This window comes from Corynebacterium sp. HMSC072G08, from assembly GCF_001809185.1.
GTDB classification, from domain to species: domain Bacteria; phylum Actinomycetota; class Actinomycetes; order Mycobacteriales; family Mycobacteriaceae; genus Corynebacterium; species Corynebacterium phoceense.
The window spans coordinates 38,172-50,843 of sequence record NZ_KV796401.1 but is presented as its reverse complement, the minus strand read 5'-3'; the positions used below and the strand labels follow the sequence as shown (position 1 = coordinate 50,843).

Here is a 12,672-nt window from a genome sequence, read left to right as displayed (position 1 = left end):
GCTGACGGCGAAAGCGCTGCTAATTCATGGGGCGAGCGATTTGCCTATCTAACGCCAGAGAGAGCTGCGGGTTGCTCAGAATGCACCACCAGCCTGCGGCATAACTGCTCATCATGCCGGCAGTGCTCCAGCGGTCCCGCGAGCTGCTGGGTGCCGAATCCATGCAGCGGATGAGCTGCTCCTCGGCGGGACTCGTGGGATGAATGACCCGATAGCCGGCATTGATATTGATAAACATGGACGCGCCCGCATAGGAGTCGATGACCTCGGTGAGGCTTGTCGAGGACAGTGCAGGCAGCGGTGCAGCTTCTTGAGCGGACGCCGTGGTCGGGGCGAGCGCCGCGAGGGCAAGGAATGAGGCAGCGGCGGCCTGGGCGAGCCGTGCCGAGCAAGTGAGAGCGGACATTCTCTCATCGTACTGGCACCCTTGCTGCGGCGTTGTGGGATTCGAAAGAGGACCTTCACTTGCGTATACGTTACGTGTGCTGCGACGAATTCGAGCATTCCGCATGCGCCGTCAGCGCTGCCGATGCCCCCTCGCGTGCCGCCGCCCGAATCGCGCCGGGCATCGTGCGTACTCCACTCATGAAGGGCCTTGCTGAGGAACTCGCAGAAAACGCTGGCAAGCCTGCCGAGTGGGGCTGGGAGCAGTTCACCAAGGACATCTCCTTGGGGCGCCTTTCCGAATCCGAGGATGTCGCCAAGATCATCGGCTTCCTCGCTGGTTCCGACTCTGACTACATCACCGGCCAGACCATCATCGTCGACGGCGGCATGGTCTTCCACTAAACCGCAGTCTCACTAAACCACAGGTCAACGCGCCGCGAGCGCACCGTCAGACAAACTGACGGTGCGACTCTGAAACCGGCTGGCACCCGAAAGGTCACCAGCCGGGTTCTTTATGCGCGCATTCTGTACACCGATGGTGTAGGCTCACACGCAGCACTAATAGCCCGAAAGAAGAACAAGAAAGCATAAAGGAGGCGAACCGCGATGATGACCTATAACAATCAGCCGCTAGGACGCTTCTTTAAGCAACTCTTCTAACAGGCTGACTTGACCATTTCCCGGGAAAGCGGCCCTGCTTATCCCGGACGTTGGTGCCAGCCGCGCGACCCGCGCGCACTTATAAGTCAGCCGCCCAAGCAGGCCCTTTCTCACGAACTGCGTTACGCAAACGCAGAGAAAGGCTCTCTTATGCGCCTGCACAACTTCGCCTCCATTGTTGAAGACAAGACGGTGGCGCAGGCACAACTCGTCGCTGACCTGCCCTTCGTCTACCCACACGTGGCGCTCATGCCTGATGCCCACTTTGGCAAGGGCTCCTCGGTCGGCACCGTCTTCGGCACGCTGCGCGCCGTCATCCCAGCGGCCGTCGGCGTGGACATCGGCTGCGGCATGATTGCCGTGCGGACCCACCTCACGCACGCGGATATCCAGGACTTCGCGCTCGAGGACCTGCGCACCGCGGTCGAAGACTCCATTCCGCTCTCGCCCGGAAACTACAACGGTTGGATCATGGACCCGCGCACCGAGGCCCGCACGCGCGAGCTCGCGCAGCTGGCCCAGGACACCGGCGTGGACCTTAGGCATTCGAAGAACTGGCGTCAGCAGCTGGGCAGCTTGGGCGGCGGTAACCACTTCATCGAGCTGTGTCTCGACGAATCCGACCGCGTCTGGCTGTTCCTGCATTCTGGCTCGCGCGGCGTGGGCAACAAGATTGCCCAGAAGCACATCAAGGCCGCGCAGCGTCACTGCGAGAAGCACTGGATCCAGCTCGCGGACAAGGACCTGGCCTACCTCGTCGAGGGCACGCCCGAGTTCGAGTCCTACATTGCGGATCTTCACTGGGCACAGCACTTTGCGCTGCTCAACCGCGATGAGATGATGGACCGCTTCCTCGACTGCGTCGCCACCTGGTCCGGCGCGGACCGGGAGACGCTTGAACTCGAGCGCATCAACTGCCACCACAACTACACCCAGCGCGAGAACCACTACGGCAAAAACGTGTGGCTCACGCGCAAGGGCGCCATCAAGGCGGATGAGGGCGACCGCGGTCTCATCCCCGGCTCGATGGGCACGGCCAGCTACGTCGTAGAAGGCAAGGGCTACGCGCCGGGCCTCAAGTCTGCGCCGCACGGCGCAGGTCGCGTAATGTCGCGCACTCAGGCCAAGGCCCGCTTCACCGAGGCAGACCTTGCCGCACGCATGGAAGGCATCGTCTACCGTCCCGGCGCCGAGTTCGTCGATGAGATTCCGGACGCCTACAAGGACATCGACCGCGTGATGGCCGATGCCGCCCAGCTCGTCGAGGTCAAGCACACCCTGCGCCAGATCCTCAACGTCAAGGGCACCTAACCTGCGCCATGATGGGACCGTCACTTTGAGTGACGGTCCCTTGTGAGCTTTCCGATGCCCCCTCTTGCAGCGTCGCATTACAGCTGACTCATCTCATGCGCTCGACGCATTGGGGATAAGACTTATCCCGGTAGATCGATATCTTAGTTCACCGGGATAGCTGTTATCCCGGTGGACTGCGAGCGCAATGCGCCAGATAACTCTTATCGTGAGTCACTGTTTTGTTAAAGACGCTTGATACGGTCCTTTGCTTCGTATGACACTCGGCCGCTGGATGAGTGGAAAAGATTAACGGAGTTGAGAAGCAAAAGTTGGTCGAGCGTTAGCTGAAACGTAGTGGCCGATTCGGTGGCGGCTACAAAAGCTCAGGCCCGCTTCCCCTTTCAGGAAGCGGGCCTGAGCTCTATCTACTACTGGCTGGTCTGGCCAGCCAGTTAGTTAACGACTACGCACCCGGGAACTCCCCGTTTGCGCCCAGGCGCGCATCGGCGTCGAGGAGCATGGAGATTTCCGCGGCCTTGTCGGCGTCGACGAGGCCGTAGCCGTCGATCATCACCTTGGCGTCGGCGTGCGGCAGGCGGCGGCCGTCGATGACCTCGAAGAGCGGCGCGCGGCCGAGCATGCCGGCCTCGAAGTGCGCGTGGCCTGCGGCCAGGCGTGCCTCGGCGCGCTCGCGCCAGGCGGCGGCATCGGCAGCACCGCGCTGCTGCTTGATGGCCTCTTCGAACACGCCCGGGTGGGCGTAGACAATGAGGGCACCGACGTGGCCGAAGCCCAGCGAGGTGAGTGCCGCGGCCTTGACCGGGCGGCCAGCGGCCCCCAGGTCGAGCGGGGAGCGCAGCCACACGAGGTTCTTCGCCTTCGGCGCGATAAGCGGATCGACGCAGTCCAGGGACACGTTCGCGGGAACGCGGCCGGTGCGGAAGACGTCGATGAGACCGCCGGTCTGGAAGAGCGCGGCACCCGCCTTGGAGTGACCCGTGAGCGTCTTCTGGGAGATGACGAACATCGGCTCATCCGCGTCGCGGCCCACGGCTGGCCACAGGATGGAGTGCAGCTCGGATTCGTTCGGGTCGTTGGCGTTGGTGGAGGTGTCGTGCTTGGACAGGACCGTCACGTCGTTCGGGGTCAGGCCCAGGCCGCGCAGACCCTTGGCCAGCGGGGAGTTCTCGCGGCCACGACCTGCGCCCAGGGTGCCGAGGCCCGGAGCCGGAATGGAGGTGTGGGCGCCGTCGCCGTAGGAAGCGGCGTGGGCGACCACGGCGAGGACCGGAAGGCCCAGGTCCGCGGCGAGCGAGCCACGCACCATGAGAACGGTGCCGCCGCCCTCGCCCTCGAGGAAGCCGCCGCGGCGACGGTCGTTGGCGCGGGAGATGAAGCGGTCATCGATGCCCTTGGCGGTCATCGTGGCCGTTTCTGCGGTGGCGTTCATGTCACCGAAGCCCTGGAGGGATTCGACCTGGACGTCATCGATACCGCCAGCGACCACGAGGTCGGCCTTGCCCAGCGTGATCTTGTCCACGGCCTCCTCGATGGAGACGGCCGCGGTGGCACAGGCACCGATGGGATGAATCATCGAGCCGTAGCCGCCAACGAGGGACTGCATGGTGTGCGCCGCGATGACGTTCGGCAGGGCTTCCTGCAGGATGTCGGACGGACGCTCCTCGCCGAGGAAGCGGGCCACGAAGACCTTGTGGAGGGACTCCATGCCGCCAATTCCGGTGCCCTGCGTCGTGGCAATCTGGCCCGGGTGGATGGATTGGAGCAGCTCCGCGGGTGAGAAGCCCGCCTGCGTGAACGCGTCGACGGCGGTGACGAGGTTCCACACCGCCATGCGGTCGAGCGCGTCGAGCATGTGGTCTGGGATGCCCCACTGAGAAGCGTCGAAGTCGTCCGGCATCTGGGCCGCGACCGTGCGGGTGAGCGTGGCCTTGCGCGGGACCTTGGCGGTCGCACCCTTCAAGCGGGTGACCTCCCACTCGCCGTCGGCCTCGCGGATCTGGGTGAACTCCGGATCCGCCTCGGCGATGTCGTTGGCCTCGGCCTCGGTGGCGACGGTGAATGTGATGTCACGGTCAAGGAAGACCGTGGTGAGGTCGATAGAACCCTGGTCAACGAGGTGGTACTTGTCCGTCAGGGTGCGCACGCCGGCACGGGCGACGACCTCGTCGCGGAAGCGGTCGTAAATCTCTTCCTCGGCGATCTCGGTGCCCTCGGCGTCGAACCAGCCCGGGTGCGGATCCTCGGCCCAGTGGACCAGACCCGTCATCCATGCCAGCTCCAGCACGCCCGCGGCGGTGAGCTCGGCGGAGCCGTCGCGCTGCATGCCAAACTCGGCCTCGAAACGGGTACGGCCGGAGCCCCAGGAGCTCACCTCACCGATACCAGCGATGACGACCATGTCGTCCAGGTCGGTGCTGATGCTGCCGATGCCCTCAAGGCCGCCCGGCTGCACCGGGCTCACCGTGTTGGGCAGGGCCTTAATGACTGGCGTTTCCTCAACCTCCGGCTCGGCGGCCGGAGCCTCAGCCTGGGCCGCGAGCTCCTTGAGGGACACGCCCTCGAGGCCACCGGTGAGGTCGGCTTCGAGCGGGCGCTCGCAAGCTCGCGCCCGGTTTTCAACGGATGCGAGACCCATAATCTCGGAGGAGATTTCCTCCGGCGACCACACGTGGATGCCGGCCTTCTCGGCCGCAGGCACAAGGCCGTCATTGCCGCCCATGAGGTGCGTGCCCGCGACCCAGCCGATCTTGGCTTGGGCCAGGGTGACGCCAGCGGGCCAACCGGCTTCGGCGTGCCACTTGGCGAGGATGGCGTCGAGCGCGGCCTTGACCTCGCCGTACGCGCCGTCGCCGCCGAACATACCGCGGTTCGGGGAACCCGGCAGCACGATGTGGGTGCGCGCCGCTCCTCCGTCGCGGCGCGACAACTCGGAGAGACCTGCAATGGTGCGCTCGACGGACCAGAGAAGCAGGCGTGCCTGCTGCTCGGTGGACGCACCGGCGTCGGCCAGCGAGCCGGAGACAGACGGTGCGGCGAACGGGAAGGCGAGCGTCGGTGTGAGCGCGGGTTTGAGGATCTTCACCTCGTTGCCCACGGATTCGCGTTGTTCGTTGCCGATCCACTCGATGAGCGCGTCGATGTCGCGGTAGCTCGAGAGGTTGGCCGGAACGAGCCAGAGCGCGGAGCCCGCGGCTCCGTGCGCGGCGTAAAGCTTGCGCGCGAATTCCTTGCGGGCCTGGGAGACGCGAGACGCCGTCATGATGACGGTGGCGCCGCCTTCGAGCAGGCGCTCGACAAGTGCGGTGGCAATCGAGCCCGGCGCCGCGCCGGTGACGAGCGCGACCTCGCCGGCGAATTCGCCCTCGAACTTCGTTTCCGCCTCCTTCGCGATGGCCTTGAGATCGCCCTGGCCGCCGTTGGCCGCCCACCAGGTGGCCTGGGCCGCAATGGTGGCGCCGGTGCCACGGAAGTAGCGCGCCGGGGTGTCTACCTCGCCCAGTGCCACGCGGGTGAGCTGCTCACGCGCGATAGCCCAGGCGTCATCGAAGAGGACGGCCTTGTCCGCGTCGAAGGACGGGGTCACGGACTTGACCCAGCCGGATCCGAGCTCGGCCTCGACGGTGTCGATGACCGTGGTGTCCGGAGCCTCGAAGGCCTCCGGCTCGTCCATGAGACCCAGCTGCGTGAGGACTTGGCGTGCGGCCGTGGCGAGCACGCCGTTTTCGCCGGTGACGGTATCCGCGTAGGCGTCGAGCGCGGCGGAATCGACCACGCCGCCAGCAGCGGAACCGCCGGAGGTGAGCGAAACGCTCACGCCGTTATTCGACGCGACCGCGTGGATGGCGGCGTCGACGAGGTCGTTGGCAGCGGACTTGGAGGTCGCCGCAGACGGAACGGTGCCCAGTGAGCCGCCGCGCACGGAGTCTTCCTCGCGGGAGCCGAGGAGAATCTCAGCCTCGACGTGGGCGGTCCAGGAGGCCGGCAGACCCCACGCGCCGGTGACGCGCTCGCCGACGAAGGCGGGCTTGAGGCCAGCGGCGCCGAGAATCTGGCGCAGGCGTCCCTGCACGGCCTCGCCCAGGACGGAACCGAACGGGGCGTAGCCCGGGGCGGCGGCGGTGACCTTCTCGCGCAGGGATTTCACGTCTGCGTCGGCGGCGCCGTCGATGGCCGGCACGCCCAGCTCCGCAGACATGTCCATGAGCAGCTGGTTACGACGCGAGGACACGCCGTTGGTGAGCTCCTCGATGGTGTCTGAGTTGGTGATCTGGTCGACGCGAATCTTGTTCTGGAACGCGAAGAGCACGTCGATGGCCTGTGCCGGGCCGAAGGGCAGCTCCGGCGCGTCGGCGGCGGAGCCGCCGGCGGAAGGAGCGGGAGCCGGCGCAGCAGCCTGGGGCTCAGGGGCGGCGGGCTCGGGCTCAGCCGAGGGGGCATCGGAAAGCTCAGGCTCCGGGGCCTCCTCGACCGGGGCGGCCTGGACGTCCTGCAGCATGACCTGGTCCTGGTCGCGCTCGACGTTGAAGACGGGCACGTCGACTCCGGCGACGGCCATGGAGCGCTTCGCCATGGTGGCCAGCGTCGGGGAGGCAGCGAGGCCGACCTCGACGATCTGCTCGACGTGGTCGAAGAGGAAGTCCTGCGTCTCGATCCAGCGGACCGGGGAAGCGAACTGCCAAGACAGCAACTCGATGACGAGGAGACGGGCGAGTTTTTGCTCGTCCATGTCCTCGACCTTGAGGCCGTCGAGCTTGCCGGACGGGGCGAGCGGCGCGACCGCGTCGACGAAGTCCTGGGTGAGTTCGAACGGACGGGCCACAAGGTTCGGGATGTAGCGGCCCACGAGCTTCGACAGATCGAATTCCTGCGGGAGCAGCTCGTCGAGCTTCTGAGCGAAGGCCGGAACACCGTCGCGCAGGACGCGGGAGTGGAACGGGACGTCGATGCCCGGGACCATGACGGCGGCGCGCGGCGTGATGGCATTTGCGCGGCGGACCAACTCCTTGAGACCGGCCTTGGTGCCGGCCACAGAGTACTGCTGACCCTTGATGTTGTAGTTGACGATTTCGAGGAATTCGCCGGTCTCTTCGCTGAGCGCGTTGACCCAGGCGTCGACCTCGTCGCCGGAAATGCCCACCATGTTGGGGCGCAGCGCTGCCATGGCGTAGTTGGAGTTACCCTCCGCGTCGCGCTCGACGAGAGAGCCCATGGCGGAGCCGCGGGAGTAGACGACGTCGATAACCCCCTCGAGCTCAAAGATGTTCGCGAGCGAAGCCAAGGCGGTGTACTCGCCGAGGGAGTGGCCGGCGTAGAAACTGGTTGGAGCCAGCGCGTCGTTCTCGCGCAGGCGCTCGGTCTGGGCGTAGGCGACGACGGCGAGGGCCACCTGCGTGAACTGGGTGAGGTGCAACACGCCGTTCGGGTGGCGGAACTCGACGCCCTTGACTTTGACGGTCGTGGGGTTCTCGTCGATGATGCGCTGGATGCTGAAGCCAAGGTTGTCGCGGGTGTGACGGTCCGCGCGACGCCAGATTTCGCGGGCGGCCGGGGACGCGTCGCGGTCGCCGCGACCCATGCCGACGGCCTGGATGCCCTGGCCCGGGTAGACGTAAGCGGTCTTCGGTGCTGCGAGCAGCGCCTGGCCGCGAGAGACGACTTCGCCGCCGATGCGGCAGGTGACCTCGAGCGCGGCGTGGATGCCCTTGCGGCCCACGCGCTCGACGGTGATTTCGACCTCGTCATCGAGCTGGACCATGCCGTACATGGAGTAGGTCCAGCCCACGACCTCGCCGTGGCGCGCGGCGAGGTGCTGCGCGGTGGCCGACAGCCACATGCCGTGGACGAGCGGCGCCTGCAGGTTGACCAGCTGCGCCGCGTTGTAGGAGGTGTGAATGGGGTTGTAGTCGCCGGAGACCAGCGCGAACGGAGTCATGTCGTGCGGCGCGGTGACGGTCTCACGATCCACGAAGGAGCGCGGCGTGGACACCACTGCTCGCGCGGCGTACGCCGCGCCGCCGCCCCACTCCGGAGCCGGGACCGGCATCGCGGTGCCAGTGGCGCGGCCGCGGATGGCGAAGCGCTGCATCTGCGTAGCGACGACGTCCTGGGTGTCATGGTCGCGCAGTTCGAGTTCGACGGTGACGATACGGCCGGAGACGGACTCGTCGATGGCGGTGCACTTGGAGGTGACGTCGATGGTGCGACCATCCGCTAATTCGTCAAGCGGCAGCTTGACGTCGACGACGTGGTCGAGGTGCACCGCGTTGAGCAGGCCCTCGATGACCGGGTAGCCATCGGCGAGCTGGCCGGAGCCGAGCGCGGTGTAAATGGCGGGCCAGCATGGGCCGACCAACACATCCGGCGTTCCTACCGGGGACTCGCCGTCGAGAGCGGCGCCAGTGACGTTGGTGTGGGCCTGCAGCAGGGAAGCCGGCAGGGTGAAAGAGTAGTGCGCGACGCCGAAGGGAGCGTCCTCTGAAACAGAGCCTTCTTCGATGACCGGCATCTTCTCAATGGCGTCGCCCTGTTCGGCGGTGGAGCCGACACCAGCGAGACCCTCGAGGAGCTCGAAGACGGCCTTGGGCAGGCGCTCGTCGGAGACGACCGGGGAACCGCCGGTGGACACGTCCGCCGGGAGGTCGAGCGGTACGGAGACGTGTTCGACGTAGAATGGACGATCGTCGGGCTTCAGGTCGTCCCAGTAGGAGTCCGCGTTGATACGGATTTCCCAGTTGCCGTTCTCGTCCTGAATGAGGTCAAAGGCGTCGTTGTCCATTTCGTAGGCTGGGTTGGCCATGAGGTGGCCGTGCCACTGGATGGTCGGCGCATGGAGGATGTAGTCCTCGGCGGTCTTAGCGGCGTGGAGACGAGCGAAGATCTCTTCCGGTTTGTGTTCGGACGAACGCAGTTCGTCCGTGGCAGCCTTTTCGAAGCGACCGAGCAGGTCAGCGACCGGCTCGTTCTTCTTCGTGATGCCGGCCACGGCGACGGGCCCCGGGATGATGCGGACCTGGTCCGCGGTGTAGCGCTCGTCCTGGGCCTGCCACAGGGTGTCCTTGCCGAACCAGACCTTGAGGTCGCCATCGATGGCGGGGACCCACGGCATGGGTTTTACGTGCTTGTAGTGCAGCGAAATCCACCATGCGGCGTCGCGCGGGGAGACTGTCGTCTCGAAAGCGGACGGGTACGCCGCGAGTAGCTTTGCCGCGGCGGCCGGGGCATCCGCGATCTCCTCGATGGAAGGGAAGAGGGTCTCAATCTCGCCGTGGTCGGCGTCGTTGAGGCGGGCCTCGATGCGGTGAAGAAGGTCGAAGAAGCGGTCGTCCCACGTCGGGTCGACGAAGGGGTGCGCCAGCTCGACGAAGCGGTTCAGCCACTGCGCATACGTCATGGTCTCGACGTCGCCGAAGTAGGGCTTGGACGTCTTGTTCAGCGCCGCGATGATGTCGTCGCGACGGGCGTCGTACTCTTCGAGCGGCAGAGACGTGATGAGACGCGATGCCGCGGCGAAGAAGTTGTCCAGGTCGTGGATGTCCGCGAGCAGGTGGGATTGGGAGGAAGCCACACCGTGAGTGCCGGTGCCGCGGCCAACCCAGCCGCCGTTCGTGTCGTAGCCAATGCCCGGGGTGTTGACGAGGAGTTCCTTGACGGAGTCCGTGGCCTTGGCCTCCTTGGTGGCCATGGCGACGGTGCCGATGAAGACGGCATCGACAGGCATGGCGGGCACATCATATTGGGAAGCCCAGGAGCCGGTGAGGTAGGTCGCGGCGCGCTCCGGGGAGTAGATGCCGCCGCCCACGGCGAGGTAGACGTTGGGGTGCAGGCGGACCTCGGCGTAGGTCTCGAGCAGCATGTCGTCGAGGTTGACCCACGAGTGGTGGCCGCCAGCGTGGCCGTCCTCGACCTGGATGATGATCTGATCCTCCGGGTTCGCGGCGGCGATCTTGAGCACGTCGCGAATCTGCTTCGCGGTGCCCGGCTTGAAAGAGATGAAGGGGAAGCCGTCCTCGTGTAGCTGTGCGAGGAGCTCGGTGGCCTCGTCGACCTCCGGGATACCGGCGGACACACACACGCCGTTGAACGGAGCGCCGGCCGCGCGGGCCTTGGGCACGATGCGGGTCTGGCCGAACTGCAGGTTCCACAGGAAGCGGTCGAAGAACATGGTGTTGAACTGGGCGGTGCGGCCCGGCTTGAGTCTCGACTCCATGACTTCACGGTGCTTGGTGAAGACCTCGTCGGAGTACATGCCGCCACCGGCCATCTCCGTCCAGTAACCGGCGTTGGCGGCCGCGGCGACGATCTCGCCGTCGGCAGAGGTCGGCGTCATGCCGCCAAGCATGATGGGGGACAGGCCCGTGAGATCCGAGAAACGGGTCTGCGTATACTCCTGGCCGTCCGGCAGGCGGACGAGGCGGGGAGCGAAGTCGGCGTAGTTCACCGCTTCCGGCAGGGAGTTGCCCGGCGTGGCCAGCGCGTCACGCTGCGCAGGGGACGCAACCTCGACGACGGCGGCGCCGGAGCCGGCGATAAGGGGAGTGGTGAGGCGAGTGAGGGAGGGATCCAGGGAGAGGAAGTAATCCGCGTCGAGGGCGCGGACCTGTGCGGGCCAATCGTGCGGCTCGACGAGGATGGCGCGGGCCAGCGCATGGTCATTGATGCCGCAGTTCTTCGCCCACTCTTCGGTGAGCTTGGCCGCGTCACGCAGGCAGGTGTGGTGGAAGGGCAGTGCTACCGGCAGCTCGTTGAAGGTCGCGACGAGTTCGTCGCCACCCACCGGACGCTCTTCCAAGTTGTCGTTGAAGGCCTGGGCGGCGGCCTCGAGCGCGGACTGCGTTGCTTGGAGGTCCTCCGGCGCGCCAGCGAGCACGAACGCGCGGCGGCCATTGATGACGGCGATGGCGGCATCGCCCGCGATATTGGCTTCGATGAATTCGCGGGACAGGCCCCGCACAGCCAGCATGTGCGAGCGTGCGTCCGAGCCGCCATGGCTTGCCGATGCCGCCGTCCCCATCAGGATGGCAAGAGTCAGGGCTTCCTGCGGATCCTTGAGCGCGAGCACGCCGAGGGAGCCCTGGGAGTGGCCGGCGGCGAGTTCTGGCTTGAGTCCCAGCTGCTCGAGGTGCTCGATGGCTGCAATCTGGCCGAGGACGATGCCGGGAATGGAGTACGCCGGGAAGACGTCCACCGGCTTGACCGTTGCGTCGCCAGCGAGGAGCTCCTCTAGGCGATCGAAAACGCCCGGGCAGGTCGAGGCGATCTGGCGGGCGATGGGAGCGGCGGTGGCGCGGGCGGCAGTGAGAAGCTCGCGCAAGCGCGTGGCAACGTGCGGGGCCGTGGTGGCCTGGGCAAGCGACGCCTGCCATGCGGAACCCTGGCCTGCGAAGAGGAGGGCGGGGCGCTGCATGGAGTTGAGCGGTGTCAACGACGAAAGCGGCATGTAAGGAAACCTCTGTGATTCTCGGGGATCGTGCGCGATAAAAGGATTGTTAGCAACAACAAACAAATCGCAATTACGCTACCGTAGCCTACTGCTCCGTAACTTTCTAGCTATGACGGCCCAAAACGTGAGGTTTTACTCAACTTTCAGGAAATCTTTAGAAACTTAGTTGTCGTGTGCGCAACCCGACCATGAGGGGTAGACTTAAGGATTCAAGTTAGAAACTGCGCATTTGTGCAGGTTAAAAGTGCTGAAAGGCTTTAGAAATATGGCAAAGATTGGCATCATCCTGGGGTCCATCCGCGAAGGCCGCTCCGGCGAGGCCATCGCGAACTGGGTCAAGGAGATCGCTGACAAGCGCGAGTCCGGCGTCGAGTACGAGCTGCTCGACCTCAAGTCCTTCAACGTCCCGCTGCTCGAGTCCGCCATCGTCCCGGGCATGGCCAACGGTCAGTACGATAACGCCAACGTTCAGGCTTGGGCCGACGCCATCACGTCCTGCGACGGCTTCATCTTCGTCACCCCGGAATACAACCACTCCGTGCCGGGCCCGTTCAAGAACGCCTTCGACTCCATCGCTGAGTGGCAGGGCAAGACCGTCGCCTTCATCGGCTACGGCTTCTCCGGTGGCGTCCGTGCCGTCGAGGCATGGCGCCTAGCCGTCGCGAACTTCTCCATGCACCAGATTCGTGCCCAGGTTGAGCTCAACCTCATCACCGACATGACCGACGGCGAGTTCACCCCGGCCGACTTCAAGTCGGGCCTCGTGGACGGCGTCCTCGCTGAGGTTGAGGCTGCAGTCAAGTAAGCGCCTCCGCTCACCTCTGCATAACCCACCCGTAACTCCCGAAATCTGTCAGATTCTCTGAGTTATG

General features: G+C 65.6%; 5 protein-coding genes. 3 read left to right on the top strand and 2 right to left on the bottom strand.

Translation table 11 applies throughout. The features are described 5' to 3' along the window. Positions 1 to 19 precede the first annotated feature (19 nt). Entirely contained in the window at positions 20 to 406 is a 387-nt protein-coding gene (locus tag HMPREF2559_RS02860) for a hypothetical protein (RefSeq protein ID WP_066489590.1), read from the bottom strand. A gap of 59 nt (positions 407 to 465) precedes the next feature. On the opposite strand from HMPREF2559_RS02860, the gene HMPREF2559_RS02855 reads away from it, so the two are divergent. Next, the gene (locus HMPREF2559_RS02855; protein ID WP_246818449.1) at positions 466 to 789 is read left to right on the top strand and encodes an SDR family oxidoreductase; all 324 of its coding nucleotides are present in this window, start codon (positions 466 to 468) and stop codon (positions 787 to 789) included. 408 nt (positions 790 to 1,197) lie between these two features. Continuing rightward, positions 1,198 to 2,358 carry an RtcB family protein gene (locus tag HMPREF2559_RS02850; protein ID WP_068801373.1) on the top strand — a complete coding sequence of 387 codons (1,161 nt, stop codon included), beginning with the start codon at positions 1,198 to 1,200 and terminating at the stop codon, positions 2,356 to 2,358. Positions 2,359 to 2,803: 445 nt separating this feature from the next. On the opposite strand, the gene HMPREF2559_RS02845 is transcribed toward HMPREF2559_RS02850, so the two are convergent. Continuing rightward, on the bottom strand, positions 2,804 to 11,797 hold the full coding sequence (locus tag HMPREF2559_RS02845) for a type I polyketide synthase (RefSeq protein ID WP_070539487.1): 8,994 nt from the start codon (positions 11,795 to 11,797) through the stop codon (positions 2,804 to 2,806). A gap of 268 nt (positions 11,798 to 12,065) precedes the next feature. Between HMPREF2559_RS02845 and HMPREF2559_RS02840 the strand changes: the two genes are divergently transcribed. Then, positions 12,066 to 12,605: an NADPH-dependent FMN reductase gene (locus tag HMPREF2559_RS02840; RefSeq protein WP_070539485.1), complete on the top strand. Its 540-nt coding sequence runs from the start codon at positions 12,066 to 12,068 to the stop codon at positions 12,603 to 12,605. Positions 12,606 to 12,672 lie beyond the last annotated feature (67 nt).